Source organism: Microbacterium mitrae (assembly GCF_008017445.1).
GTDB lineage: Bacteria > Actinomycetota > Actinomycetes > Actinomycetales > Microbacteriaceae > Microbacterium > Microbacterium mitrae.
The window spans coordinates 607,692-634,531 of sequence record NZ_VRSW01000001.1 but is presented as its reverse complement, the minus strand read 5'-3'; the positions used below and the strand labels follow the sequence as shown (position 1 = coordinate 634,531).

Below are 26,840 nucleotides of genomic sequence, written 5' to 3'. Positions count from 1 at the left end.
GACTTTTTCGGTTTCACCGCCCGCCACCGGCTCCTAGCGTGGACATCCTCGTGACAGTCACGAGAACACGACAGGAGGACCCTCATGCCCCGCACCGCCATTCGCGCGATCGCCGGTACCGCCATGTTCGCGACAGCGTTGTCCCTGATGTCGTGCGCTTCGGCACCCGCGCCGGGAGCCGGAACCAGCGAAGCAGGCGATCCGGTCACGGGCGGAACGCTGGTTTACCTTGAGTACCAGCCGTACACCAACCTGTACCCGCCGCAGTCGGGCTTTTACCCGAACGGCGCGCTCATCAACAACATTGCTGCGCGCCTGACCTGGCAGAACCCAGAAACGCTCGAAATCGAGCCGTGGGTTGCCACCGACTGGACGGCAAACGCCGACGCGACGGAGTACACTTTCAACCTGCGTGACGACGTGACCTTCTCCGACGGCACCGTGCTTGACGCCGCGGCCGTCGCGAAGAACTTTGATGTCTACGGCCTCGGTGACCCGGAGAAGGGCCTCACCGTCTCGGAGGCGATCAACAACTACGCCTCCAGCGAGGTCGTTGACGCCGACACCGTGACGTTCCGCTTCTCCGCTCCCGCGCCGGGCTTCTTGCAGGCAACGTCGACCAACAACTCCGGGTTGCTCTCCCCGGAGACGCTGGATCGCACGCTGGAAGAGCTCGGCGCGGGCAACGCGACCGAGATCATCGGTGCCGGCCCCTTCGTCATCTCGGATGAAAAGCTCGGCACCGAAATCACACTCACCGCCCGCGAGGAATACGACTGGGCGCCCGAAAGCCTGCAGCACGATGGCCGCGCCTACCTCGATGAGGTGAAGCTGCTCATCACGCCGGAAGATTCGGTGCGCATCGGTTCGTTGCTGGCGGGCCAGGCCGACTACATCCGCTACGTGCAGGCGTTTGATGAGGCCCGGGTTGAATCGAGCGGATTCACGCTGTACGCGCCGCAGACGCGGGGCGTCAACAACTCGCTCAGCCTGCGATTCACCAACCCGCTTCTCAGCGACCTGCGCGTGCGCCAGGCGCTGGTCGCGGCGGTCAATGCGCAGGAGGTGGTAGACACCGTCTTCACCGCGAACTATCCGGTGGCAACGTCTGCGCTCAGCCAGACCGCGCTCGGATACGTCGACCACAGCGCCGACTATGCGTACGACCCGGAGCGTGCCGCAGAACTGCTCGATGAGGCCGGATGGGTGCTGGGCGGCGACGGAATTCGCGAGAAGGATGGTGTCAAGCTCTCCCTCGACGTCTACGAAGCCAAGCCCCAGCCGCAGTCGAAGCAGACGCTCGAACTGGTGTCGCAGCAGTTGAAGCAGGTGGGCGTTGAGTTGAATGTGCTCTCGGGAGATGCCGGAACCTACGCGCAAGACATCAAGGATCCGCTGAAGACCCCGCTATACCACTCGATGGTCGGTCGAGCCGACTACGACGTGATCAAGAGCCAGTATCACTCGAAGAACCGCAACACCCTGCTGTCGAATGACGCCGAACTTGACCGCCTCCTTGAGGTGGTCGCCTCGGAGCCCGACGACACCAAGCGCGCGGAGGCAACCGCCGCCGTTCAGGAGTATCTCGTTGAGCAGGCCTACGTGATCCCGCTGTTCGAAGAGCCCCAGGTGTATGGCGCGGCACCCTACGTGCACGGCATCAGCTTCGAATCGGTCGGCCGCCCCAGCTTCTACGACGTCTGGCTGAGCGAGCACTGATGCGTTACGTCGCAAGACGGGTCGGGCAGGCGGCGATCGTACTGATCGCCGCCTTCACGGCCACGTTCTTCCTGCTGCAGTCGCTTCCGGGCGACGCCATTCTCATCAAGTATGAGAACCCCGAGCTGGGGCTGACGGCCGATCAAATCGCGTCGATTCGTATCGCGTACGGCGCCGATACTCCGGCGTGGGAGCAGTACCTGCACACGCTGGGTGGCTACCTCACCGGTGACTTCGGGCACTCGACGCAATACGGAACCCCCGTGTTGCGACTGATCGGAGAGGCGCTTCCCGAGACGCTTGCGCTTGCCGGGTGGGGCTTCTTGCTCGCCGTGACGCTCGCATTTGGGCTCGCGTTCCTGGCGACGCTTGCCCCGTTCGCCTGGCTGCGGTCGGCGCTTCATTCGTTGCCAGCGCTCCTGGTGGCGGTTCCGGTGTTCTGGGTCGGAATCCTCCTCATCCAGACCTTCTCGTTTGGGCTTGGGTGGGTTCCCATCATTGGCGCCAACCCCATGCAGGCGCTCATCCTCCCCGTCATTACCCTCGCCGTTCCGATTTCTGCGCCACTCGCGCAAATCTTGCTGCGCAGTATTGACGAGGTGAAGCTGCAGCCGTTCGTGACGGTCATTCGGGCGAAGGGCGCGAATGAGGCGTGGGTTCTCACGCGCTCTGTGCTGCGCAATGCGCTGTTGCCGACCATTACGATCGCCGGAATCCTGTTCGGCGAGCTGATCGGAGGCGCCGTTGTGACGGAGACCGTTTTTGGCCGCAACGGCATCGGCCGGCTCACCGAGCAGGCCGTCGCTAATCAAGACATTCCGGTGCTGCAGGGCATTGTGTTGCTCGCGGCGACCACGTTCGTGATCGTCAATCTGATCGTTGACCTGGTGTTCCCGGTGCTTGATCCGCGGTTGCGCACCGAGCGCGGCGCCAAGACCACGCCTGCCCGAGAGGAGGCGCTGGTATGACCGCCGTCACCGCCACGCCCCCTGTTGCGTCGCCCGCCACCGAGCCTCAGCAACCAGAAGGAACGCAGCCCTCGGCGGCGCCAAAAGCGGCGCGCAAACGCCGCTCCCGAGTTGCTCCGGTGGGGCTCGTGCTCGCCATCATCGTGTTGGCCGTGGCCATCGCCTGGGCATTCGTGCCGAGCCTTTTCACGGGCTATGACCCGCTGACGGGCGTTCCGGCCGAAAAGCTCCAGGCGCCGAGCCTTGCGCACCCCTTCGGCACCGACTCGATCGGGCGTGACCTTCTCGCCCGCGTGATCTATGGTTCCGTTCACTCGCTGACCGGCGCGCTTATCGCGGTGCTTGTTGGCCTCGTCGTCGGCACCACCCTCGGGGTGATTGCCGGCGCCCTGGGCGGCATCGTCGATGACATTGTGATGCGCATCGTCGACGTGCTGTTGTCGATTCCGTCGCTGCTGCTGTCGCTGTCGATCATCATCCTGCTCGGATTCGGCACCGTCAACGCGGCGATCGCCGTGGGTGTCGCATCGATTGCCGCCTTCGCGCGACTGGTACGCAGCGAAGTCGTCAAGGTGCGTGCAAGCGACTACATCGAAGCCGCGTATGGCAGCGGCGGAACCACGGTGCACGTGCTGATTCGCCACGTGCTTCCGAACTCCCTCACCTCGGTGTTCGCGCTGGCCGCTTTGCAATTCGGTACCGCGATCCTTGCGATTTCGACCCTCGGCTTTCTCGGTTACGGCGCCCCGCCGCCAACACCGGAGTGGGGCTTGCTCATCGCCGAGGGTCGAAACTACGTTGCCACCGCCTGGTGGCTGACCACCCTTCCCGGTCTCATCGTGGTCGCCGTCGTGGTGAGCGCGAATCGGCTCAGCTCTGCCCTTGCCCGGAGGACACCATGACACTTCTCACCATTTCTGATCTGGTCGTTTCTTACACCGCCGATCGTGCTCGGCGCGAAGCGTTGCACGGCATCTCGCTGGGCATCGCCGAGGGTGAGGTCACCGCGCTTGTCGGCGAATCTGGCTCAGGCAAGACCACGACGGCGCAGGCGGTGCTTGGTCTGCTGCCCGCGGGGGCGCGTATCGACGCCGGAACCATTGCGCTAGGCGATCAAGAGATCTCCGGTTGGTCACAGCGACGGCTTGCCACCGTGCGTGGCGCGCATATTGGGTTGATTCCGCAAGACCCGGTCTCCTCGCTTGACCCGGTGCGAACCATCGGCACGCAGGTGGGGGAGATCTTCCGGCTGCACGGCGAGCGTGACCGCGGCACGATTCGTACGAAGGTCCTGGAGCTGTTGGAACGAGTCGGTATTGATGACCCGGTGCGTCGGGCGGCACAGTACCCTCACCAACTCTCTGGCGGCATGCGCCAACGCGTGCTGATCGCTACGGCGGTGGCGCTGCGGCCGCGGCTGTTGATCGCCGATGAGCCCACCAGCGCGCTGGATGCCACCGTCGCCCGCCGCATTCTCGACCTGATTGATGAGCTCCGCACCGAGCAGGGAACGGCCGTGCTGCTGGTTACGCACGACCTCGCGGTGGCCGCTTCGCGCGCCGACCACCTCGTCGTGCTCAACGGCGGACGTGTGGTCGAATCGGGTGCTGCCCGCACGATCCTGCAGAACCCGCAGGATGCCTACACTCGCCAGCTGCTGGCCGATGCGCCTGCGCTCGCGGCGGAGGGGTTCCGGCGTATCCCGGCACCGCTGTATCTGCGTGAGGCGGCGGTTGTCGCGGCCGAGAGGGTGAACGCGATTGAGGCGACCGCGCTGACGAAGAGTTTCGCAACGCGGGGCGCCAGCGATTTTCGCGCCGTTGATGACGTCTCCTTCGCCGTGCGGCGCGGAACCACGCATGCGCTCGTGGGGGAGTCTGGCTCCGGCAAGACGACGACGGCACGCATCATCTCGGGGTTCTTGCGTCCGGATAGCGGCACGGCCATCGTGTCTGAACGAGAGGTGACGGCGCTTTCTGCTCGAGAGTTGCGAGACTACCGCCGCACCCTGCAGCTCGTGTACCAGAACCCGTTTTCATCGCTCGATCCGCGTCAGCGCATTGAGAGCATCGTGGCGGAGCCGCTGCACAACTTCGGCATCGGCACGCGCTCAGAGCGTCGCACGCGCGCGGCCGAGCTGATCGAACGAGTGGCGTTACCGGCCAGCGTGCTGAACCGCACGGCAGCAGAACTCTCCGGCGGCCAGCGTCAGCGGGTGGCGATTGCGCGAGCACTCGCCGCGAGCCCCGAAGTGCTGGTTCTTGACGAGGCGGTCTCTGCCCTGGATGTGACAGTGCAGGCCCGCATCCTCGAGCTGCTCGTCGGCCTGCAGCACGAGCTCGCCCTGACGTATCTCTTCATTTCCCACGACCTCGCGGTGGTGCGCTCACTTAGCCACACCGTGTCGGTGATGCAGCGCGGCCGCATCGTCGAATCGGGCACCACCGAGGCCATCTTTACGCAACCAACTCATGACTACACGAAGGAACTGCTGGGTGCCGTTCCTTCTCGATCGGAGGTACTGGCATGACCGCACCTACCCTCGCGTTCTTCACGCGACTACTCGATGACGCGACTCCCGCAGAGCGTTTCGCCTTGGCGACCGAACAAATCCAGCATGCCGAGCGATTCGGCATTGGCCGGGCATGGGTGGCGCAACACCACTTCCGCGCCGCGGAGGGCGGGCTGCCGTCACCCTTCGTGTTTCTCACTCATGTGGGTGCGCACACCACAACGATTCGTCTCGCCACCGGCATCATCACGCTGCCGCTGGAAGATTCGGTGAAGGTTGCCGAAGATTCGGCCGTCGCCGACCTGCTCACCGGCGGTCGCATTGACGTCGGTATCGGCAGCGGTGGCACGCCATCGTCCTTCCTCCCGTTTGGTCAAGACCCGGCCAACAAGGCGGCCGTTTTCGACGAGAAGCTCGCGGAGCTTCGCGCGGCTTATCGTGGCGACGAACTGCCTGGTTCCAACCGGCTGTATCCGCCTGCACCCCAGCTCGACGAGCGCCTCTGGCAGGCAACGTTCTCGGCATTTGGGGGAGCGCGCGCCGGTGCCGCAGGCGACGGTTTGCTGCTCTCGCGCACGCAACCGCGTCCGGCAGATGCGTCCACCGCTGCCCTAGCCGAGATTCAGGTTCCTATCATCGAGCAGTATCGCGATGCATTGCCAAGCGGAACCACGCCGCGCGTCACGGCATCGCGCACGGTCTTCGTCGCGGACAGTCGCGACGAAGCACTGCGGTTTGCGGAGGTGGGGTTGCCCCGCGCGGTGGCCGGGTTCCGTCGCCAAGGGCAACAGATTCTCGGCGACACGCTGGATGACTACATTCGCGGCACCGACACGCACATCGGAACCCCGGATGAGGTTGCCGAGTCGCTGGCAGCCGATGAGACCCTCCGCCACGCCACCGAGATCGCGTTCCAAGTGCACTCCGTCGATGCGCCGCACGAGCACATTCTGCGCTCCATCGAACTGTTTGCCACCGAAGTCGCACCCCAGTTGGGGTGGAGCAGCAACGAACCCGCGCTCGCGGGAGCGAGGCAGGCCATCGTATGAGCACCGTAGACATTGTTGACGAGCTGGTTGGCGCCAGCGACGAGCTTCGAGCCCTTCGCGCGCGCCGGCCCGTCACCGTCGAGCAACTGCAGGCGAGTTTTGACGCGCTGTTTTCACCGGTCAGTTCTGCCCACGTTTCGCTGACCGAGCGTGATTACATTGCCGCCTTTGCGACACGGTTGACCTCAGACGATGCGGTGGCCGAGTTTTATGCGGAGCGGGCGCTCGCACGCGACGCGCAGCGTGGTTCCGATGTGTTGGCGTATGCCGCCGAGTACGCGACCGCCGGCCCGTTTGGCCACTACCGGGAGATCGGGCTTCAGCAGGAGAACACCGACGGCACCCGGTTGACACCCAACGACGACGACATCGCCCAGTTTGGTGAGCGACTGGCGGCCGCGCTCGCCCACACGCATCTGTTGGTGTTGCGGCCGCGCGAAGCGGATGACGCCGCGATCGCAGCGCTTCTCGCCGCCGGCTGGAGCGCAGACGGCGTTGTGACCCTGTCGCAACTTGTTGCGTTTCTCGCGTTTCAGCAGCGCGTCATTGCGGGCCTTCGGGCCATTCAGGAGGAGTTGGCATGACCACCACGACCGCGGACCTCTTGCAATAAGAAGCCGAGCACCCGCATGCGTTCACGCGTGCGGAGGTGGGCTGGCTGCCGTGGCTTCAACCTGTCGCCATCGACGACCTCACACCGCGCCACTACGACGGACTGGTCGATCGGGCGCGCGATCAGAGCGACTACTTTCGGCTGCTGGCGCGCGACCCTGAGATTCTCCGCGCGCGCACCCTCGTTGACAAAGACATCTTCTACAACGCTAAGGACGGACTCCCACGCGCGGAGCGGGAGCTCGCCGCTGCCGCCGCCTCTCGCGTCAACGGTTGCGTGTTCTGCGCCTCCGTGCACGCGCGTTTTGCCGCGCACTTCTTGAAAGATGCCACCGCCGTCGATGCGCTGCTGGAAGACGGACTCCTCGCCGACCTGGGGCCGCGATTGAACGCGCTGGTCGAGGCTGCAGCCGCACTCACCGCGGTGCCAACGCAGTTCGGTAGCGATCGGGTGCGGGTGTTGCGCGATGCCCGCTTCACGACCGATGAAATTGTCGACATCGTGCACTCGACCGCATTCTTCAACTGGGCCAACCGCCTAATGTTGTCGATCGGTCGGCCGGTGGCACCCGCTGGGGAGTAGGGCAGTCACCAAAAAGCGGGGCGGAACCATGGTTCCGCCCCGCTTTTTTGTTGCTGACTATGCCGTCGCGATTGCCGGCTCTTCGTCGGGGTCGACGACCTTTGCGTCTTGAGCGGGGAACCACACCTTCTGCACGATGATGAGGATGCTTGCCGCCACCGGAACGGCCACCAGAGCGCCGAGCACCTGGCCGATTGCAGCGCCGCCGACGGCAGCGATCACGACGAGCGCACCGGGAATCGACACCGCCTTATTCATGATGCGCGGGCTCAGGTAGTACGCCTCAATCTGCATGTAAACGAGGTACCAGATCGCGGCCACGATGGCCGTGAGCGGGGAGGCGATGAGGCAAATGAGGGAGTTGATAATCGCGGCCGTCAGGGTTCCGACCATGGGGATCATGGAACCAATAAAGGCGATGAGCGCGAGAAGCGCGGGCATCGGGGCGCCAATGATGAGCATCAGAATAAACGTCAGCACGCCGTTGATCGCCGCCAGGCTCGCTTGACCGACAACGTAGCGGCCGACGGCGCCGGAGATGTCGTCGACGAGGCTGGAGAACTTCTCCCGGTTGTAGGCCGGAACAAAGCGGGTGGCGGTGTTCTTCATGGTGCGAAGGGACGCGATGAAGTACAGGGTCAGGATCAGCACGATCACAACGCCGGTGATGGCGGAGGCGATACCGCCGGTAACGGCGCCGACGCCGCCGATGATGCCCAGAATGTTTTGCGGGTCTTGGAAGAACTTCAGGGCGTCCTCCAGCATGGTTCCGATCTGATCGCCGTAATCGCGATTAATGTTCGCGTACCAGTCGGTGGCCATGATGTCGTTGACGAGCTTCGGTAGCGACTGCGTGAGGTTGGCGATCTGCTCGACGATGATTGGGATGATGGCGATCAGAATGCCAGCAAACACCATCAAGACCGCGAGCACGACAGCCGCAATGGCGGCAGGGCGCGGAATCTTCTTCTCAATTGAGGTGACGATGGGGTCAAGGCCCAGCGAAATAAACAGCGCGATACCGATGTAGAGCAGCACCGTGCCCAACTGGCTGACCAAACCGCCCAGAATGAGGGCCGCAAGCACGCCGAGGGCTCCGAGAAAACCCCAGACAAAGGGCTTAACCCGTGAGTGACCGCCCATGAAGTTGGTTGTCTTGACCGCCGGTTCGGCGTCTGTGCGCTTGCGCATTTTTTCCCTGTCTTCACGCTACTGAGACGGGCGCGTGTGCTGGTCGGCCCGACCGAGGTTCGCTCACGCTCCGGCGCTCCTCGTCACGCAAGGCTAGCGCAACGCCGCGGCTTGCGCCGACCTCATCGTCGCATGATGAAAGTCGTCGCGCGATCAGTCGCCACCAAGCGCAACATCACTAGGATCACACTTCGCGCAAATCGGCCCTGCACCTCGGGTGGCGGGGTTAGCATGGGGCCATGACGACTCCTACTCCTGAGACGCCGGTTCAGCCGCTGGCACCCGTGGCCGACGCACTGAACCTGCTGAACATTGACGCTGAGGGCGGCTCGTGCTGCGGCGGAAGCAACTGCTGCGGCTAGATCGCACTCTCAAACGAGAAGCGGCGGATCACCCGAGAGGGTGACCCGCCGCTTCTGTCTATGGTGACTCAGGCGTGTTCTGCGGTCGGTTCGCCGCGGGAAGCCTCGGCGAACTCGGCATCGTCGGCGGGCTTCTTCACGAGGAAGGCCAGTGCGATGATCGGAATCGAAATGATGGCAGCCAGAACAAACGCCGCGCGCGTGCCCTCGGCGCCAGCCAGTGGTTCCGCCACTCCGCTCTCGGCAACCGACGTGGTCACGTTGGTCATCACGGTGATCAGCACCGCGACGCCGGCAGCACCGGCGACCTGCTGAATCGTTGAGATGACGGCAGAACCGTGCGAGTAGAACTGGCGCTTGACGGAGCCCAACGCCGAGGTGAACAGCGGTGTGAACGACATCGCCAGGCCGATCGACAGGATCATCTGTGCCACAACGATCACCCACGCGGGCGTTGTCGGGGTGAGGCTGGTGGCGTAGAACCACAGCACGGCCGAGGTGAGCATGGTGCCAGGAACCATCAGGGCGCGCGGGCCGATCGCGTCGTAAATGCGACCGATCACGGGGCCCAGCAGACCCATGGCGATGGCGCCGGGCAGCATCATCAGACCGGTGTCTTTCGCATCAAATCCGGCGACACCCTGCAGGTACAGCGGCAGCACGGTGAGCGCTCCGAAGAAGCCCAGCGACAGCAGCAGCATCATCACCGTCGCGATGGTGAAGTTCTTCGACAGGAAGACGCGCAGATCAAGCAGAGCGTCGTTGACACGCTGCAGGACCAGCTGGCGCCAAATGAACAGCGCGAGCGAGATGGCACCCACCGTGAGGGCGATGGTCATGGTCATGGTGGAGGTGGCCTGAGCGGCCGCGAGCTCCGCGGCAGAAGCCGACGGGTCAACGTGCGCGCCACCGACCTGGCTCACGCCGTACACCAGCCCACCGAACGCGAACGCCGAGAGAATAACGCTCAGCACGTCAAGCGGAGCCTTCGAGGGCGTTCCGGTGTTCACCATGAACTTCGCGCCCGCCAGCAGCGCGAGCACCGCGATGGGCAGCACAACACCGAACACCCAGCGCCAGCCCCAGGCATCCAAAATGAAGCCAGCCATCGTGGGGCCAATGGCGGGAGCCAACGACATCACAATGCTGACGCGACCCATAAAACGGCCGCGCGAAGCGGGCGGAACCAGGGTCATGGTGGTGGTCATGAGCAACGGCATCATGATGGCGGTACCCGAAGCCTGCACGACGCGGGCGACCAGCAGCATTTCAAAGCCGCCGGCGAAGAACGCGATCGCGGTTCCGGTGGTGAAAAGACCCATCGCCAGCAAGAACACCTGACGTGTGGTGAGGCGCTGCAACATGAAACCGGTCGTCGGAATGACGACGGCCATGGTGAGCATGAACGCAGTGGTCAACCACTGCGCATCGGTGGCGAGAATGCCAAGGTCGTCGATGAGGTGCTTGATTGCCACACCCATCGTGGTTTCATTCAGAATGGCGACGAACGCAGCGCCAAGCAACAGCGCGATCAGTCGGGTGTCGCGCGATGACATGGTGGTGGGTGGTCCCGTGGTGACGGCAGTCATGTTGTTCTCCAAGATTGGCCCGGAGCGGGCAGGGACCTATTCTCTGACGGGGGTCAGACATTGGTCGGGGTTCAGGATGCTCCAACGCCGTCGAACACGAATCTGTTCCCGAGGCGATTGAAGCGCGGGCCGCGTGCCATGATGAGCGCATGGAGGCGACCGAAAAATTGGCAGAAGAGAGAGAATACGTGATTCAGTTCGCGGTCGCAAAATGCGTGAGGTGCAACGCGTGAAGCTGTCATCTCGCTGGTGGCGACTGGCCACGGGACTCGCGATCGGCGCTCTCGTCACCGTGCTGGTGGTTCCGATCATGGACATCTGGACGGGGTTGCTTTGCGGTTGGGCGGCCAGCGCTACCACCGTGGTCGTCTGGGTGCTTTTGGCGACCTGGCCGATGGATGGCGAGCAGACTCGCGCCCACGCCACACGAGAAGATCCGGGTCGCCGCGTCGCGCGGTTGATCACGCTGATTTGCTCGGTGGCAAGCCTCGGGGCGGTTGTCGTCGTGCTGGTCTCCGTGCCGACGGCCCGACCAGAGCAGCAGGCGTGGATGGCAGCCATTGTGGTTGCGGCGGTCGTCGCGTCGTGGTTTCTCATTCAGGTCGATGCCATGCTGCGCTACGCGCGCATGTACTACTCAGAGAAGGGTGGCGGCATCGACTTCAACCAGAGCGAACCGCCGAGCTACGCCGACTTTGCCTATGTCTCTTTCGGGCTCGGACTGACCTATCAAGTCGCCGACACCGATGTGCAAAACACCACCTTCCGGCGGGCGTTTGTGGTGCAGTCGTTGCTGGGCTATCTGTTTGGAGCCGTCATTCTGGCGACCATCATCAACCTCATCTCCTCGCTCGGGTGAGGGCGCGGGGTTCTGGGTTTGGGCGCGGGGTCGGGGGTTCTGCGCTGGGGCTCGGGTTTGAGTGAGGTGGCGGGTGGCGGAACCAGGGGTTTCGGCCCCGATGTCTGCCACCCTCGGTAGGGTCGAGACATGAGCATGGGCGGCGGCATGGGCCACGGAGGCGGCGGAGGTTTCCGCGGAGTCGACGCTGCGGCGCAGCGCCGCGAGAATGCGAAGGCGCCGCGGATCACGGGCCTGAGAAAGCGCATCTTCGCGCTGTTTCGGCCGTATCGCGGGCGCATTGTCACCACCATGATGCTTGTGGTGCTGGGCGCAGCTATTGGTGTGGTTCCGCCGCTCATCATCCAACGCATCTTCGACGACGCGCTCTTCCCGCCGACCGGCGGCCCCAACATGCCGCTGCTTGGCTGGCTGGTTGCCGTGATGATCGGGTTGTTCATTCTCGGTGCTCTCGTTGGGGTCGCGCAGACGTGGTTTACCTCTACCGTTGGCAACGCGATTACGGGCGATCTCCGCGTGAGCCTGTTTCAGCATTTGCAGTCGATGGAGCTCGGTTTCTTCACCCGCACCAAGACGGGGGTCATTCAATCTCGGCTGCAAAACGACGTGGGCGCCGTTAGCGGCGTTCTCACCAACACGGTTACGAGCATCCTGGGCAATACCGTGACAGTCATCGCCTCGCTCGTTGCGATGATCCTGATCGACTGGCGTCTCACTCTCCTCGCCGTGGTGCTGATGCCGATTCTGGCGCTCGTCCAGCGACGTGTCGGCCAGGTGCGCGCTCGCATTGCAGGGCAAACGCAAGAGTCATTGAGTGAGCTGAGCGCTATCACCCAAGAGACCCTCAGCGTTTCTGGCATTTTGCTGTCGAAGTCGTTTAACCGCGAACGCACCGAGTCAGATCGCTATCGCGCCGAGAACGCCAACCAGGTGAGGCTGCAGGTCAAACGAGCCATGAGCGGTCAGGGCTTCTTCACGGTGGTTCAGGTGCTGATGGCCAGTGTGCCCGCCGTTGTGTATCTGGTGTCAGGATGGCTGCTCGGTGCCGGTTCGCCTACCATCACGGCTGGCACCATTGTGGCGTTCACGACGGTGCAGGCGCGGTTGCTGCAACCACTCATGGGCCTGATGCGGGTTGCGCTTGACATTCAAACGTCGTCTGCGGTGTTCGCCCGGATTTTTGAATACCTTGACCTCAAGCCCGCAATCTCCGATGCCCCAGATGCCATCAGTGTTGCCGCGGCGGGTGGCCCGTTGGGTCGCGTTGAGTTTCGTGACGTGCAGTTTCGATACCCCGATGCCTCAGAAGAGATGCCTGCGACGCTGCGCGGCATTTCCTTCACCGCCGAGCCGGGGGAGCACGTTGCCTTCGTCGGCCCGAGTGGTGCGGGCAAATCGACGGTGCTGTATCTCGCGCCGCGCTTTTATGAGGCGACAGCTGGTTCCGTGCAATTCGCCGGAACCGATGTGCGCGAACTCACCCACGAGTCGATCATCGACAACGTCGGAATTGTGTCTCAAGAGACGTACCTCTTTCACGCCACGATTCGTGAGAACCTCCGCTACGCGAAGCCCGAGGCGAGCGACGCCGAGATTGAGCAGGCGTGCCGCGCAGCCAATATTCATCACGTTATCGAGAGCTTCGAGCACGGCTACGACACCGTCGTGGGCGAGCGCGGCTACCGGCTTTCGGGTGGCGAGAAGCAACGGATCGCGATTGCCCGCGTGCTGCTAAAGGACCCCCCGGTGATTCTTCTCGATGAGGCCACCAGCGCCCTTGACACGGTGTCGGAGCGGGTGGTGCAGGCAGCCCTCGATGAGGCATCGCGTGGCCGCACCACGCTGTCGATCGCGCACCGCCTATCGACCGTGATTCATGCCGACATGATTCACGTGATCCAGGCGGGGCTCATCGTCGAGTCGGGCACCCACGCCGAGCTGATTGCGCTGGGAGGTCTTTACGCCGACCTTGCCGCCCAGCAGATTGCCGCATCGCGCATCCTTGACGATGAGGCTGTGATCGATGACGATGAGGCGGGCGAGCGCCTGGGGCCGCGCGCCGATCGGGCGCCGTCGTCTGCGGGTGCGGGTGCGGTCGCGGGGTTTGCCGTGGGCTTCGCGGCTGCAAATGTGGCCGGGTTGAGCGACGACGAAGCAACCGCCGATCTCGACACCGGAACCATCAGAGTCGAACCGCAGTAGCGCGTCACCGCTCGCCGCGTGCGCACGGGCTCAACCGTGACATGCTCAGCCGTGCGTTGACTCACCGAGCCATGCCCGGGTTCCATCTATTGCGCCTTGACGTGCCGGACTCTGATTCGACGAGCCGTGCCGCACGCAGGTGCTCTCGGCCGGTCGACCCGCGGTGGAGATCCTGTTCTGCACGAGTAAATCCATTATTTGGGTCGAATTGTCGGCGTGTCGAAGCGCAGCGCCATTTTCATCGTGCATAACAGGGTTGCCATCGTGCACAACAGGAAGAGGATGCGAGACCACGCGGGGTGTGGAACCACGCGGGGTGTGGAACTAAGGGGGTACGGAACCACGCGGGGTGTGGAACTAAGGGGGTACGGAACCACGCGGGGTGTGGAACTAAGGGGGCGCGGAACCACGAGGGGCGCCATCCCTGCCGCCTACCGCACCGCCTGCCCGCACCGCGCGCCGGAGCGATGAGCGGACCGGCTAGCCCCAGGCGGTGACGCGGTCGTAAACCGCGCCGACTGTCGGGGCTGCTGGGTCATGGGGGTTCGCCGGTGACTGGGTGAGGAGCGCGCGATCGGTGGGCGTCGGTCGCAGGGTGCGAGCAAAATTGGCAAGCACGGCGTGCGAAGCGGCGGTGAGCTCTTCGACGCTCGCGAGCCGTGGCAGGTCCATCCGCAGAATTTGGGTCGTGCGCGCGGCTGCCGCCTCCGGCGAGGCTCGGCGCAGAACATCGAGCCCGGCCGCCATCTGCGCAACGCAATCGGCGAGCACCCGCGGGTCAGCCTCGCGTTGTGTGATGCTGGTTCCGTCGCTGCGCACCCGCCATTCGACCAGCACCTCATCGAGCAGATCAATGCCGCGGGCCGCCGCATACAGTCGTTGTGCCACAACCTGGTCTTCATAAAGCACACCCTCCGGAAACCGGGTGTCGGTACGTGTCCACAGCGAGTGGCGACTCACCTTTGACCAGGCGACGATATTGCCCACCACCGCCGGATGCTCGGCTAACGCAACGCCGACGCGCGGCGGGGCGACCGAGGCTGCCACCCACGGCTGCACCTGACCGCTTTGCCACACACCGCCAACGTCTCGAAGCCGCACATAGGTTCCGACCGCCAGGTCACTACCCGACGCCCGCAGGCTCGCTATCGTGTGCTCAAGCGCCTGCGGGCGCATGATGTCGTCGGCGTCCAAGAACGCGACGAACTCGGTATCGACGAGCGAGAGACCGTGGTTGCGGGCGGCACCAAGCCCTAGAGAATCGGCGTGCCAGGTCGCGTGAAATCGAGGGTCGGCATCGGCGTAACAGCGAAAAATCGCCCCGGTCTCATCAACCGAGCCGTCGTCAATCAGCACGGCACGGAACCGCGGCTCGGTTTGCGCGAGCAATGAGTCGAGAGCGGCGGGCGCGAGGGCCGCAATATCGCGACCGGCGACGATCACGGTCACCACAGCAGGAAGCACGTTTTGATCCTATGGCCGGTGGCATCGGTCAGGGTTCGCTAGGCACCGCGATAAGGCGCGGATACCGGTATGCTGGTGGCACAATCGAACACGACCCATGGCCCGCGCGGGAGAGTCCATACGGACACCGAAGGAGCAAGCCTCCCCGCCAATCTCTCAGGTCCGCGTACCGCGAAGGTCTGGTCACTCTGAAAAGCGATCCGCCAGGATCCGCCGACGGTGAAAGCGCGCATGCGTGAAACTCTCAGGCTCATGACAGAGGGGGAGTCTGAGGTACCGACCGGTGCCTTGACGACCCATGTCGGGAGAGAGATGTCAGAGAATCGTTTCACCCCCCTGAAAGACCGTCACGAAGCGCTGGGCGCAACGTTCACGGACTTCGGTGGCTGGATGATGCCCGTCCGTTACACGTCAGATCTGGCTGAGCACAAGGCGGTGCGTGAGTCGGCAGGTCTGTTCGATATTTCACACATGGCCGAGTTCATCATCGACGGCGCCGATGCTGCGGCCTACCTTGATTTTGCTCTGGCCGGACGCCTCTCGGCGATGGCCGTTGGCAAGGCGAAGTACTCGCTTCTGCTCGCCGAAGACGGCGGGATCATTGACGACCTCATCGTCTACCGCATGGCCGATGAGCGATTCTTGATCATCTCCAATGCCGGCAACCACGATGCCGTTGCCGCCGCGCTCACCGAACGCGTTGGCGACTTTGGTGTTGATATCTCCGACATCTCCGACGATGTTGCGCTGATCGCCGTGCAGGGCCCGCAGGCCGTCGCGATTCTCGAATCGATGGATTCACTCGTGATCACCGCAACGCCTCTCGCGGAATCGGCCTACTACGCCTGGACAGAAGGCGACTTCGGCGACGTTCCGGTGTTCATCGCCCGCACCGGGTACACCGGTGAAGACGGCTTTGAGCTGCTGGTTCCGAACTCCGCGGCAGGCGAGCTGTGGGACGCCGTGCTAGAGGCAGGCGCAGACCGCGGCCTGGTTCCGGCTGGCCTTGCCGCCCGCGACACCCTTCGCCTTGAGGCAGGCATGCCGCTGTACGGTCACGAGCTCACGCGCGAGACGGTTCCCGCGCAGTCGGGCCTTGGCCGTGTGGTCGTCGCCGCGAAGGAATCTTTCGTCGGCAAGGAGGGGCTCGAATCGCGCGACGTTTCTGACGCCCCCGTGCTGATCGCGCTGTCAGCGGAGGGCCGCCGCGCCGGCCGTGCCGGCTACGGCGTCTTCCAGGGCGACACGCAGGTCGGCGAAATCACCTCCGGCGCCCTCAGCCCCACGCTCGGCTTCCCGATCGCGATGGCACTCGTGCACCCCGGTGTGCGTGAAGCCGAAGACCTCACTATCGACGTGCGGGGCACCCGCATTCCCGCAACCATCACCACCCTTCCCTTCTATCGGAGAAACTCATGACCGCTGACCTGAAGTACACCGAAGAGCACGAGTGGATCGCTGTCGACGGTGACGTCGCGACGATCGGCATCACCGACTACGCAGCCGAGCAACTCGGCGACGTCGTCTTCGTCGAGCTGCCCGCCGTTGGTTCCACCATCACCGCGGCAACCGTGGTTGGCGAGATTGAATCCACCAAGTCGGTCGGCGAGCTCTACGCACCCGTCGCCGGCGAGGTCGTCGAGATCAACGACGCCGTTGTCGACCAGCCCGACCTTGTCAACGCCGACCCGTTCGGTCAGGGATGGCTCATCAAGGTTCGCTTTGACGGCGACCTGGGCGCCGTCATGGACGCTGAGGCATACGCAGCGTTCACCGGAGCATAAGCGTGACGATTTTCGCTGACCGCCACATTGGCACCACCTCCGCGACGCAGGCCGTCATGCTCGAAGCCGTCGGCATCACCGCCGAGGCAGGGGAGCGCCCCCTTGACGCGCTGATGCGTCGCGCGGTTCCGTCGTCCATCTACGCGAGCCGCGGAACCTCGGCAGCACTGCCCGAGGCGGCAAGCGAAGCTGAGGCGCTGGCGGAGCTGCGTGAGCTGGCATCGCGCAATACCGTGAACAAGGCCATGATCGGCCTCGGCTACTACGGCACGCTGACCCCGTCAGTGATTCAGCGCAACGTGCTGGAAAACCCGTCGTGGTACACCGCCTACACGCCGTACCAGCCGGAGATCTCGCAGGGCCGACTCGAAGCTCTCATCAACTTTCAGACGATGGTTTCCGAGCTCACCGGCATGGCGACCGCCAACGCGTCGATGCTGGATGAATCAAGCGCCGCTGCCGAAGGCATGCTGCTTGCGCGTCGTGCCTCCAAGGTGACCTCGCCGGTGTTCGCCGTTGACGCCGGAGCCTTCCCGCAGACCAAGGCGCTGCTCGCGACGCGCGCCGCCGCGGTCGGTATCGAACTGGTTGAGGTTGACCTGGCACGCGGTGAGGCACTGCCCGAGGCGCTGTTTGGTGTTTTCGTGCAGTACCCTGCCGCCTCCGGGCTGGTGTGGAACCCCAAGGTTGTCATCGAGCAGGTTCACGCCGCCGGTGGTCTCGCCGTGGTTTCCGCCGACCTGCTGAGCCTCACACTGTTGGCATCGCCCGGCTCGCTCGGCGCCGATGTGGCCGTCGGAACCACGCAGCGCTTTGGCGTGCCGATGGGCTTTGGTGGGCCGCACGCTGGCTACATGGCCGTGCGCTCGGGCCTGGAGCGTCAGCTGCCTGGTCGCCTCGTTGGTGTGTCACAGGATGCGTCGGGTCACCCCGCGTACCGCCTGTCGTTGCAGACGCGTGAGCAGCACATTCGCCGCGAGAAGGCGACGAGCAACATCTGCACCGCTCAGGTCTTGCTCGCCGTGATGGCCTCGATGTATGCCGTTTATCACGGACCGACCGGCCTCAGCGCGATCGCAACCCGCACCGCGCAGATGGCGTCACAGCTCGCGAAGAGCCTCGTCGCCGGTGGTGTGGAGATCGCCCACGAGTCGTTCTTCGACACCGTTACTGTCGTGGTTCCGCAGCGCGCAGCCGCCATTGTCAAGGCGGCTCACGCGGGTGGGTACCTGCTGCACCTCGTCGACGAAGACACCGTCTCGGTGTCGACGGATGAGACGACGACGCTCGAAGACCTCGCCGCTGTTGCCGGCTTCTTTGGCGTCTCAGCTCCCGGAGCATTCGGCCTGGCGGCGTTGGAAATCGGCAAGCTGCCCGAAGAGCTCCGTCGTACCGACGACTTCCTCACGCACCCGGTGTTCAACGTGCACCACTCCGAAACCGCGATGATGCGCTACCTCAAGCAACTCGCCGACCGTGACTACGCGCTCGATCGCGGCATGATTCCGCTCGGCTCCTGCACGATGAAGCTCAACGCGGCGACCGAGATGGCAGCGGTGACGTGGCCCGAGTTCGCGGGTATTCACCCGTTCGCTCCGGTTTCAGACGTCGAGGGATACCTCGATCTCGTCACCCAGCTTGAGGGCTGGCTGGCCGATGTCACCGGGTACGACGCTGTTTCCCTGCAGCCCAACGCCGGTTCGCAGGGCGAGCTTGCGGGTCTGCTGGCGATTCGTGGCTACCACCTCGCCAACGGTGACACCGGGCGCGATGTGTGCCTGATTCCGTCATCGGCGCACGGAACCAACGCCGCGTCTGCGGTGCTGGCCGGCATGAAGGTGGTTGTGGTTGCGACCACCGAGTCGGGCGACGTTGACCTGGATGACCTGCGCACGAAAATCGCGGCCAACGCAGACACCCTGTCGGCACTCATGATCACCTACCCGTCAACGCACGGCGTGTACGAGCAGGATGTACTGGAGATCACCGCAGCGGTTCACGCTGCCGGTGGTCAGGTATACATCGACGGCGCCAACCTCAACGCACTGTTGGGTTACTCGCGATTCGGTGACCTGGGCGGCGACGTTTCGCACCTGAACCTGCACAAGACCTTCGCCATCCCGCACGGTGGCGGTGGCCCCGGCGTTGGTCCGGTTGCAGCTAAGGCGCACCTGGCGCCGTTCCTACCCTCGCACCCGCTCGCGCAGCGCGCCGAGCACGCTGGCGGCTTCGTGTTCGAGGGTGGCCCGGTCTCGGCCGCACCCTATGGTTCCAGCGGCGTGCTGCCCATTTCGTGGGCGTATGTGCGCATGATGGGTGCCGCGGGGCTCCGCGACGCGACGGCTGCCGCCGTGCTGTCGGCGAACTATGTTGCCGCACGCCTGCGCGACTACTACCCGGTGCTGTACTCGGGTGAGGGCGGGCTCGTCGCACACGAGTGCATTCTCGACCTGCGTCCGCTCAAGGATGACACGGGTGTCACGGTCGATGACGTTGCCAAGCGTCTGATCGACTACGGCTTCCACGCGCCGACCATGTCGTTCCCGGTAGCCGGAACGCTCATGGTTGAGCCGACGGAGTCAGAAGACATCGCCGAGATTGATCGCTTCATTGACGCGATGATCAAGATCCACGACGAGGCTCAGGCCGTCAAGGCGGTCGTGTGGCCTGCGGACGACAACCCGCTGGTGAACGCGCCGCACACCGCGGTGTCGGTCATCTCGGGGGAGTGGGCTCACGCCTACACCCGCGACGAGGCCGTATACCCGGTGGCATCGATCATCCGCACGAAGTACTGGCCGCCGGTGCGCCGCATCGACCAGGCATTCGGAGACCGCAACCTGGTCTGCGCCTGCCCACCGATCGAGGCCTTCGCCGACCTCGGCTAACACGCACCGACAGGGGTGGGTGCCGCGCAGCGGCCCCACCCCTGTCGCGCACCCCCTGGTTCCGCCCCCACCTGGTTCCGCGCCCACCTGGTTCCGCACCCTTTCTCCGCGAAACACACTTTGGTCGGCGAAACCCCACCGCGCCGCATGTTTCTCACCGACCAAAGTGTGTTTCGCGCTCAGGCCAGGCGGGGCGGGCCGGTCGGGCGGTATGCCCGGAGCATCGCAAGATCCGGCGGATTGACCGGAACCAGGCCCGCAGATCGCAGGATCCGATCGAGTCGCATCGGGTCTGAGAGATCGTGGTACTCCCACCGAGCTACGCGGAATCCTGCGCGCCGAAGAGAGTCTTCGCGGCGTTTCTCCTGGCGGAATGCCTCATCCACACCGGCTCCGTGCAGGTTGTACTTTTCGTAGCCATCGAACTCTCCCGCCACCCGAGCTCCCAGCCACGCGAAATCGAGGCGCCACGCGCCCTCCGGCGTTTCGACCGGATGTTGCAAGACGGGGGACGCATAGCCCAGCCACTCGATGAGCGCACGACTAACGGACTCACCGGGCGACTCGGAATCTCGCGTCGCTCGCTGCGTGAGCCACGCGAGGGCGCGGGTTCCGCGCGACGAAGCCTGCGACCGCCAGCGGCGAGCTATCGCGTCAAGGTCTACGCCTTTGCGTAACACCGCGTCCCAAACCGCGAGCGAATGAGCGCGACTCCTGATGCGACCGATGTCGATTGCGGTCTCAACCAGGTTTGTCGCTGCGCCGAGCCCTGTCGTCACGGGTGGGCGTCCGTTCACCGACGTATGGTGCATGACATCACCGATGGTGACAGACGATGTGCGTTGCCCGTCGAAGACATGAATCTGCGCTGGATTTCCGAACAGCGGTAGGCCATTGGCTACGAGCGCGGAATCATGGCTCAAGATTTCTCTGGGATGGGTGAGACGGAACGCTCGCACACGGAGTTCGTATTGCTCCCATGGTTTCAGCTGGCCCCATTTCGATGCCGGCGCGTACACACTCTGGCGCACACGCACGAGATCGGTGCGGCCGGAAAGTCGAAGATTTCGATCTCCCCGCCCGGTGTGCAGGAGTGGAACCGCTGAATCGTACATCCGCCAATTGTGTGGGGCTCGTCACACGCGCCCGCCAGAATTCGACAGCCTGTGCAGAAACAACTGTCCACGCCCCGTCGTGCAGGAAAAGCGCGAGCCAGGGTTCCAGCGTTCACGAAACACATGCCAGCGTTCGCGAAACATATTCTGGTCGGCGAGAAACATGCGGCCCGGTGGGGTTTCGCCGACCAGAATGTGTTTCGCGGCGGGGGGATGGGGTTAGGCGGTGAAGAGGGTGGGGTAGAGGGTTGCGGCTAGGGGGTAGCCGACGAAGGCGACGATGTCGATCAGGGTGTGGGCGATCACGAGCGGCATGACACGTCCCCAGCGCCGATAGGCCCACCCGAAAACCACGCCCATCACGAAGTTTCCGATGATGCCTGGCAGGCCCTGATACGCGTGATACAGCCCGCGCAGCGCCGCCGCCGACAAGACGATCGTCCACGCTCCCCAGCCGAGCCGGCGCAGCCTGTCGCCCAGATAGGCCAGCATGATGACTTCTTCCACTAACCCGGCACGTGCTGCCGACAGCAGTAACACCGGGATCAGGTACCAGGCGACGCCCTCCGATGCCTGCACCGCAATCGACAAGTCGAGCATGCGCCCCACCAGGTACAAACCGAGGCCGGGAATGCCGATGACCGCTCCGATGGCGAGGGCGCGGAGAAAGTCGGAACCAAAGCGCGAGAAATCGAGTCCGATGCGGCGCAGCACCGACTTTCCCGGCTCCCACATCAGGTAGATCACCAACGCGACGAGCGCCAGGTCGAAAAACACGTCCAAGATGCCGTAGATGACATCCCACACGGCCTGATCGTCGCGAGTTGGATTCAACTGCGCCGTCTGCTCACTGATCGGCGTCGGGCTGAGTTGCACGCGCACGAACGACAGCACCGAATAGAGTGCCGACTGGCCGAGCGACAGACACAGCACGATGGCGACTTCCCAGATCAATCTGGTGCGCATCTGCGGGTTCTCTGGCGCAGCAAAAGCGGGAGCACTCATCCCGCTCATTCTGCCGCATACACCACAGGGTTCCGCCCAATATGCGAGATCACCGTTTCGTGGCGCGGAGGTTGCCAGGTGGCCCGGCATTTCCGTGTGAAACCTTGCCGGGCAACGGCAACCTGCCCAGCGTGCGCAGTCGCAACCCGGCTTGGGGCGTGCAGTTTGTGAGCAAACCCCGCAATTGAGTTAAGGGTATGTAACGTTTTCCCGCGACGTTTTGACCATGCCCACCTGACGCGCTTAATGTTTCCCTATCCGTGTCCCAGGATTCAATCAGAAAACTGGAACACAAAAGACCCCTTGCACAGGAGGAAATAGTGTCTAACAAGACATGGCGCAAGCGCGCCCTAGCAACCACGGCAGGTCTGGGCTTCGCAGCCTTGATCCTGGCCGGTTGCACCACGCCCGGTGAAACCACCCCCACGACGGCGCCGTCGGAGGGTGGCAACTCGGGTGAGGTCGTTGACGCATCGATCACGCTGGCTGAGGCCAACGAGGTTACGTCGTTCAACGTCAACACCCCGCAGTCGAACCTCGACATCAACTCGAAGCTGAGCTACGCGACGCACGACACCTTCGGCTACATCAACGACAAGCTGGAGATCGTTCCGAACGAGGGCTTCGGAACCTACGAGAAGGTCTCCGACGACCCGCTCACGGTTAAGTACACCCTCAACAAGGGCCTCGAGTGGTCTGACGGCGACGCCATCGACACCGACGACCTCGTCTTCGGTTGGGCAGTGGAGTCGGGCTACTTCGACGACGCAACGTTCGACGAAGAGGGCAACGTCACCGCAGGTACGTCCTACTTCTCGATCGCTGGCTCGACCACGGGTATCCGCGACTCGAAGATCACCGAGATCAGCGACGACAAGCTGTCGCTGACGCTCGAGTACGAAACCCCTTACGTTGACTGGAACCTCGTCTGGCTCCTCGAGCAGCCGGTTCACGTCATCGCTGAAAAGGCTGGCGTAACGGTTGACGAGATCACCGCAGCAATCCAGGAAAGCCCGAAGGGTGACCCGGCAGCGCCGGCAGCTCCCATCGAGCCCCTCGTCAAGGCTGCTGAGATCTACAACTCGGCATTCGACGTAACGTCGCTTCCGGATGACCCGTCGCTGTACCTCTCCAACGGCCCGTTCATCGTTGACTCGTGGGAGCCCACGCAGTCGATGACGCTCAAGCTGAACGAGAACTACAAGGGCACGCTGAAGCCGGCTTACACCGGTCTGGTGTTCCGCTTCATCGGTGACTCGCAGGCTCAGGTCTCGGCACTGCAGAACGGCGAGGTTGACATCATCAACCCGCAGGCTGCTGCTGACACGCTGACCGCTCTGCAGGCAATCCCGACGGCAACCGTTCTGACGGGTGACCAGCTCTCCTACGACCACGTGGACATCAAGTTCGCTGGCGAGTTCGCTGACCCGACGGTTCGTGAAGCATTCATGAAGATCATCCCGCGTCAGCAGATCGTTGACACGCTGATCAAACCGATCAACCCCGAGGCAACCGTCCTCAACTCGCAGATCTACGTCACCTCGCAGGGCAAGGTCTACGAAGACTCGGCTGCTAACAACGGCTCGTCGGCATACGCTGACGTTGACGTTGAGGGCGCTAAGGCACTCCTCGCAGGCAAGACCCCCACGGTCCGCATCCTGTACAACATCAACAACCCCAACCGTGTTGCAGCATTCGAGGCAATCTCGGCTAAGGCAACCGAGGCTGGCTTCGTTGTCGAGAACCTGGGTGACGCTAAGTGGGGCTCGCTCCTCTCGGGCGACAGCTACGACGTCTCGATCTTCGGTTGGATCTCCCCGGGTGTCGGCAACGTCTCCATCCCGCAGATCTTCGCATCCAACGGTGGCGGTAACTACAACGGCGTTAACGTTCCCGAGATCGACGAGCTGGCAAACAGCATCATGACGATGACCGACGAGGCAGACATCGTTGAGGCTGGCCAGGCAGTTGACAAGCTCCTGTTTGACAACTACTACGGTCTGCCCCTGTTCCAGAGCCCGGGTGTCATCGCACACTCCGAGCGCGTGACGGGTGTTACCTACATGGCTAACCAGACCGGTCCGATCTGGAACTACTGGGAGTGGACGGCAGCGGCTAACTAAGCCCCTCGCCTTCGACTAACACATCCAAGCAGGGGGCGTCGGGAGACCGGCGCCCCCTACCTTGTGCGTTATTTTCCACTCCCGCCGGTATCGGCATATACGAGGCCGCACCACAAGTGCCAGGATCGTAAAGGGCACCCGCCTGATACCGTTTGTCTCCATGAAGGGACAGCCCATTGACTAGCTACATCTTGCGGCGCATCGGGGTTTCAATCCTGATCATTCTCGCCGCATCATTCCTCATGTACACGCTCGTTGCGCTCGCGCGTGATCCGCTGGAAGACCTGCGCACGAGCAATGCCCCGAACAAAGACATGCTCATCGCGCAGCGCACTCAGTGGCTCGGTCTTGATGACCCGATTCCGGTGCGTTGGCTGAACTGGGTTGGCGGCGCCGTACAGTGTGTCGCTCCGGGCCTGTTGAACTGTGACCTTGGCGTCACCATCAGCAACCAGTCGGTCGCCGTGCTTCTGGGCCGCGCCATGGGCTCCACACTGCAGCTCGTGACCGCCGCGACCATCCTGGCCATCATCCTCGGCATCACGGTCGGTATCATTTCGGCTCTGCGCCAGTACAGCGCGGTGGACTACACATTCACCTTTGTGAGCTTCTTCCTGTATTCCCTCCCGTCGTTCCTGATGGCTGTGGTACTCAAGGTCTTCCTCGCGATCGGCTTCAACAACTGGCTTCAAGCCGGACCATTTATCAGCTGGCCGGTGATCATCATCGGGGCTTTGGTCGCTGGCGTGTTCTGGCAGGCGATTATTGGCGGTAAGAGGCAGCGACGCCTCACCGTGTTCGCCGCCTCAACGCTCGTGACCGGCGCAATGCTGTACGGCATGGGCGTCACCCAGTGGTTCCTCACCCCGGGACTCGGTCCGATCCTCGCGCCGCTGCTGATCATCGCCTGCGGTGCCGGCATGGTGATGCTGATTGCCGGAACCCGCGCGACATACGCATGGAAGACGGCAGGCGTCACCGCAGTCATCATGATTGCTGCCTACTTCGTGCTGATGCCGCTCTTCCCGAGTGTCACCGGAATCGGCGTCTTCGGCATCGGCGCTGGTCTCGCAGTTGTCGGCGGCATCGTCGGCTACCTGCTGGGCGAACACGACCGCGGCCAGGCCGCTCGCATCGGTGTGCTGACGGCTGTTCTTGGCTACGCGATCATCGTGCTCGACCAGTTCATGGCGCGCTGGCCGGAGTACGTGTCGCTGTCTCGCGGTCGCCCGATCGCAACGGTCGGCGCCTCAACGCCGAACCTGCAGGGCGACTTCTGGATTCACGGAATCGATACCTTCACCCACCTGCTGCTGCCGACAATTTCGCTCATGCTGATTTCGTTCGCCGGCTACACCCGCTACGCACGTGGTGGCATGTTGGAGACGCTGAACCAGGACTACATTCGCACGGCACGCGCGAAGGGCCTCCCGGAGCGCACGGTCGTGGTTCGTCACGCCTTCCGTAACTCGCTCATTCCGATCACCACGATTGTTGCCGCCGATGTGGGAGCGATCCTCGGTGGTGCAATTATCACCGAGCGCATCTTCGCGTTCAGTGGCATGGGAGCGTTGTTCAACAAAGGCTTGAGCGAGTCTGACCCGAACCCGGTGATGGCGTACTTCTTGATCATCGCGATCTTCGCCATCCTGTTTAACTTCTTGGCAGACCTCGCCTACTCGGCGCTTGACCCGCGAGTGAGGGCAAAATAATGGCAAATCTCGAACCCGGCGTACCCCAGCAAACGGGGCCGGCGCCGACAGAAACCATTCGCCAGCTGGGCGACGATAAGGGTATTAGCCAGGGGCGCCTTGTTTTCAAGCGCTTCGTCGGCCACAAGCCCGCCATGATCAGCCTGGTACTTCTGGTGCTCGTCATTGGCTTCGCAATGTCTGCCTCAGGTGCCTTTGGCATTCAGGGCTGGTGGAAGTGGTCCTATGAGGAACTGCTGCCACCCGTCGAGCAGGGCCGACCGACGCTGCAACTGTGGCCGTTCTCGTTCGGCGATCACCCGTTCGGTCAAGACACCGTCGGTAAGGACTACTTCGCCATGGTGATGCGCGGCGTGGTGAACTCCACGGTCGTGATGTTCATCCTCGGCGCGGTTGCCACCTTCATTGGTGTCGTCGTCGGCGCCGTCGCTGGTTACTACCGCGGCTGGGTTGACGCTGTGTTGATGCGTATTACCGACATCGTCATCATCATCCCGATCATCGTGATCGGTGCGGTGGTTGGTTCCGCCATGGGTGCTCTTGGTCCGGTTGTGCTTGCTCTATTCCTCGGCTTCTTCGCCTGGACGGGTATGGCGCGTCTGGTGCGTGCAGAGTTCTTGTCGCTGCGTGAGCGCGAATTCGTCGAGGCGGCACGTGTTGCCGGTGCGTCGGATGCTCGCATTATCTTCAAGCACATCCTGCCCAACGCGATGGGTATCGTGATCGTCTCGGCAACGCTTGCCATCGCCGCGGCGATTCTGCTCGAGACATCGCTGTCGTTCCTTGGCTACGGTATTCAGGCACCTGACGTCTCGCTTGGTAGCTTGATCAGCCGCAACGAGTCTGCTTTCCAGACCCGCCCGTGGCTGTTCTGGTGGCCGGCCGTCTTTATCGTGCTGTTGTCGCTGCTCGTCAACTTCGTTGGTGACGGCCTCCGCGATGCCTTCGACCCGCGTCAGAAGAACGTTGTCTTCCGTCGCGTGAAGGAGCTGCCGCAGGACGAGAACGTGATGGTCACCACGGCTACCGTCGAAGACGTGCCCGGTGGTCCGAACGTTGCAGACAGCCCAGACGAGGTGGAGCGCCGCGAAGGCCGCTGATAT

The 26,840-nt window shown here is 63.5% G+C and carries 20 protein-coding genes, 1 pseudogene and 2 riboswitches; of the genes and pseudogenes, 16 read left to right on the top strand and 5 right to left on the bottom strand.

The genetic code is table 11. The features are described 5' to 3' along the window. The first annotated feature begins 84 nt into the window (after positions 1-84). From FVP60_RS03010 to FVP60_RS02980, 7 genes and pseudogenes are all read left to right on the top strand, one after another. Entirely contained in the window at positions 85-1,719 is a 1,635-nt protein-coding gene (locus FVP60_RS03010; RefSeq protein ID WP_147824773.1) for a TIGR04028 family ABC transporter substrate-binding protein, read from the top strand. Next, positions 1,719-2,687, top strand: a complete 969-nt coding sequence (locus tag FVP60_RS03005) for an ABC transporter permease (protein WP_147824772.1) — start codon at positions 1,719-1,721, stop codon at positions 2,685-2,687. The genes FVP60_RS03010 and FVP60_RS03005 overlap by 1 nt, the downstream gene beginning before the upstream one ends. Further along, the gene (locus FVP60_RS03000; RefSeq protein ID WP_147824771.1) at positions 2,684-3,589 is read left to right on the top strand and encodes an ABC transporter permease; all 906 of its coding nucleotides are present in this window, start codon (positions 2,684-2,686) and stop codon (positions 3,587-3,589) included. Before FVP60_RS03005 ends, FVP60_RS03000 begins: the two co-directional genes overlap by 4 nt. After that, a complete protein-coding gene (locus tag FVP60_RS02995; protein WP_147824770.1) occupies positions 3,586-5,217 on the top strand; it encodes a dipeptide ABC transporter ATP-binding protein in 1,632 nt (543 codons plus the stop codon). Before FVP60_RS03000 ends, FVP60_RS02995 begins: the two co-directional genes overlap by 4 nt. After that, entirely contained in the window at positions 5,214-6,248 is a 1,035-nt protein-coding gene (locus tag FVP60_RS02990) for a putative FMN-dependent luciferase-like monooxygenase (RefSeq protein WP_147824769.1), read from the top strand. The genes FVP60_RS02995 and FVP60_RS02990 overlap by 4 nt, the downstream gene beginning before the upstream one ends. Continuing rightward, entirely contained in the window at positions 6,245-6,832 is a 588-nt protein-coding gene (locus FVP60_RS02985; RefSeq protein ID WP_147824768.1) for a CMD domain protein, read from the top strand. Before FVP60_RS02990 ends, FVP60_RS02985 begins: the two co-directional genes overlap by 4 nt. Before the next feature lie 53 nt (positions 6,833-6,885). Beyond that, positions 6,886-7,443: pseudogene (locus FVP60_RS02980) on the top strand (alkylhydroperoxidase domain protein); the annotation flags it as partial. Between the two features lie 57 nt (positions 7,444-7,500). Here FVP60_RS02980 and FVP60_RS02975 read toward each other — a convergent pair. Continuing rightward, positions 7,501-8,634 carry an AI-2E family transporter gene (locus tag FVP60_RS02975; RefSeq protein ID WP_147824767.1) on the bottom strand — a complete coding sequence of 378 codons (1,134 nt, stop codon included), beginning with the start codon at positions 8,632-8,634 and terminating at the stop codon, positions 7,501-7,503. A gap of 239 nt (positions 8,635-8,873) precedes the next feature. On the opposite strand from FVP60_RS02975, the gene FVP60_RS13275 reads away from it, so the two are divergent. Beyond that, complete coding sequence (locus FVP60_RS13275) at positions 8,874-8,996, top strand: hypothetical protein (RefSeq protein ID WP_281289099.1); 123 nt, start codon at positions 8,874-8,876, stop codon at positions 8,994-8,996. Positions 8,997-9,064: 68 nt separating this feature from the next. On the opposite strand, the gene FVP60_RS02970 is transcribed toward FVP60_RS13275, so the two are convergent. Then, on the bottom strand, positions 9,065-10,585 hold the full coding sequence (locus tag FVP60_RS02970) for a DHA2 family efflux MFS transporter permease subunit (protein WP_147824766.1): 1,521 nt from the start codon (positions 10,583-10,585) through the stop codon (positions 9,065-9,067). A 229-nt stretch (positions 10,586-10,814) separates the two neighbouring features. Between FVP60_RS02970 and FVP60_RS02965 the strand changes: the two genes are divergently transcribed. Both FVP60_RS02965 and FVP60_RS02960 read left to right on the top strand, forming a co-directional pair. Further along, complete coding sequence (locus FVP60_RS02965) at positions 10,815-11,444, top strand: DUF1345 domain-containing protein (RefSeq protein WP_246132436.1); 630 nt, start codon at positions 10,815-10,817, stop codon at positions 11,442-11,444. Between the two features lie 129 nt (positions 11,445-11,573). Beyond that, positions 11,574-13,646 carry an ABC transporter ATP-binding protein gene (locus FVP60_RS02960; protein ID WP_147824764.1) on the top strand — a complete coding sequence of 691 codons (2,073 nt, stop codon included), beginning with the start codon at positions 11,574-11,576 and terminating at the stop codon, positions 13,644-13,646. A gap of 480 nt (positions 13,647-14,126) precedes the next feature. Here FVP60_RS02960 and FVP60_RS02955 read toward each other — a convergent pair whose 3' ends face one another. Continuing rightward, positions 14,127-15,110, bottom strand: coding sequence for a glycosyltransferase family 2 protein (locus FVP60_RS02955; RefSeq protein WP_147824763.1), 984 nt, complete (start codon positions 15,108-15,110; stop codon positions 14,127-14,129). Between the two features lie 97 nt (positions 15,111-15,207). Beyond that, positions 15,208-15,292, top strand: a riboswitch (glycine riboswitch). A 1-nt stretch (position 15,293) separates the two neighbouring features. Further along, a riboswitch (glycine riboswitch) is annotated at positions 15,294-15,376 on the top strand. A 46-nt stretch (positions 15,377-15,422) separates the two neighbouring features. Here FVP60_RS02955 and gcvT point away from each other — a divergent pair. The 3 genes from gcvT to gcvP are packed head-to-tail and all read left to right on the top strand — an operon-like array spanning position 15,423 to position 19,782. Beyond that, positions 15,423-16,529 carry a glycine cleavage system aminomethyltransferase GcvT gene (gcvT, locus tag FVP60_RS02950; protein ID WP_147824762.1) on the top strand — a complete coding sequence of 369 codons (1,107 nt, stop codon included), beginning with the start codon at positions 15,423-15,425 and terminating at the stop codon, positions 16,527-16,529. Beyond that, positions 16,526-16,894, top strand: coding sequence for a glycine cleavage system protein GcvH (gene gcvH / locus FVP60_RS02945; protein WP_147824761.1), 369 nt, complete (start codon positions 16,526-16,528; stop codon positions 16,892-16,894). Before gcvT ends, gcvH begins: the two co-directional genes overlap by 4 nt. Before the next feature lie 56 nt (positions 16,895-16,950). Then, positions 16,951-19,782, top strand: coding sequence for an aminomethyl-transferring glycine dehydrogenase (gene gcvP, locus FVP60_RS02940; RefSeq protein ID WP_246132493.1), 2,832 nt, complete (start codon positions 16,951-16,953; stop codon positions 19,780-19,782). Between the two features lie 179 nt (positions 19,783-19,961). Here gcvP and FVP60_RS02935 read toward each other — a convergent pair whose 3' ends face one another. Continuing rightward, on the bottom strand, positions 19,962-20,705 hold the full coding sequence (locus FVP60_RS02935) for a hypothetical protein (RefSeq protein ID WP_147824759.1): 744 nt from the start codon (positions 20,703-20,705) through the stop codon (positions 19,962-19,964). 411 nt (positions 20,706-21,116) lie between these two features. Further along, complete coding sequence (locus tag FVP60_RS02930; protein WP_147824758.1) at positions 21,117-21,902, bottom strand: CPBP family intramembrane glutamic endopeptidase; 786 nt, start codon at positions 21,900-21,902, stop codon at positions 21,117-21,119. A gap of 320 nt (positions 21,903-22,222) precedes the next feature. Between FVP60_RS02930 and FVP60_RS02925 the strand changes: the two genes are divergently transcribed. The 3 genes from FVP60_RS02925 (at position 22,223) to FVP60_RS02915 (ending at position 26,837) form a co-directional block, all read left to right on the top strand. Beyond that, complete coding sequence (locus FVP60_RS02925; RefSeq protein ID WP_147824757.1) at positions 22,223-24,025, top strand: ABC transporter family substrate-binding protein; 1,803 nt, start codon at positions 22,223-22,225, stop codon at positions 24,023-24,025. 176 nt (positions 24,026-24,201) lie between these two features. Beyond that, positions 24,202-25,737, top strand: coding sequence for an ABC transporter permease (locus FVP60_RS02920; protein ID WP_147824756.1), 1,536 nt, complete (start codon positions 24,202-24,204; stop codon positions 25,735-25,737). Then, on the top strand, positions 25,737-26,837 hold the full coding sequence (locus FVP60_RS02915) for an ABC transporter permease (protein WP_147824755.1): 1,101 nt from the start codon (positions 25,737-25,739) through the stop codon (positions 26,835-26,837). The genes FVP60_RS02920 and FVP60_RS02915 overlap by 1 nt, the downstream gene beginning before the upstream one ends. Positions 26,838-26,840: the final 3 nt, after the last annotated feature.

Bases quoted from the DNA above. Each gene is read 5' to 3' on its own strand.
- FVP60_RS03010 (WP_147824773.1), top strand. From the start codon at position 85: ATGCCCCGCACCGCCATTCGCGCGATCGCCGGTACCGCCATGTTCGCG.
- FVP60_RS03005 (WP_147824772.1), top strand. From the start codon at position 1,719: ATGCGTTACGTCGCAAGACGGGTCGGGCAGGCGGCGATCGTACTGATC.
- FVP60_RS03000 (WP_147824771.1), top strand. From the start codon at position 2,684: ATGACCGCCGTCACCGCCACGCCCCCTGTTGCGTCGCCCGCCACCGAG.
- FVP60_RS02995 (WP_147824770.1), top strand. From the start codon at position 3,586: ATGACACTTCTCACCATTTCTGATCTGGTCGTTTCTTACACCGCCGAT.
- FVP60_RS02990 (WP_147824769.1), top strand. From the start codon at position 5,214: ATGACCGCACCTACCCTCGCGTTCTTCACGCGACTACTCGATGACGCG.
- FVP60_RS02985 (WP_147824768.1), top strand. From the start codon at position 6,245: ATGAGCACCGTAGACATTGTTGACGAGCTGGTTGGCGCCAGCGACGAG.
- FVP60_RS02975 (WP_147824767.1), bottom strand. From the start codon at position 8,634: ATGCGCAAGCGCACAGACGCCGAACCGGCGGTCAAGACAACCAACTTC.
- FVP60_RS13275 (WP_281289099.1), top strand. From the start codon at position 8,874: ATGACGACTCCTACTCCTGAGACGCCGGTTCAGCCGCTGGCACCCGTG.
- FVP60_RS02970 (WP_147824766.1), bottom strand. From the start codon at position 10,585: ATGACTGCCGTCACCACGGGACCACCCACCACCATGTCATCGCGCGAC.
- FVP60_RS02960 (WP_147824764.1), top strand. From the start codon at position 11,574: ATGAGCATGGGCGGCGGCATGGGCCACGGAGGCGGCGGAGGTTTCCGC.
- gcvT (WP_147824762.1), top strand. From the start codon at position 15,423: ATGTCAGAGAATCGTTTCACCCCCCTGAAAGACCGTCACGAAGCGCTG.
- gcvH (WP_147824761.1), top strand. From the start codon at position 16,526: ATGACCGCTGACCTGAAGTACACCGAAGAGCACGAGTGGATCGCTGTC.
- gcvP (WP_246132493.1), top strand. From the start codon at position 16,951: ATGCTCGAAGCCGTCGGCATCACCGCCGAGGCAGGGGAGCGCCCCCTT.
- FVP60_RS02930 (WP_147824758.1), bottom strand. From the start codon at position 21,902: ATGAGTGCTCCCGCTTTTGCTGCGCCAGAGAACCCGCAGATGCGCACC.
- FVP60_RS02915 (WP_147824755.1), top strand. From the start codon at position 25,737: ATGGCAAATCTCGAACCCGGCGTACCCCAGCAAACGGGGCCGGCGCCG.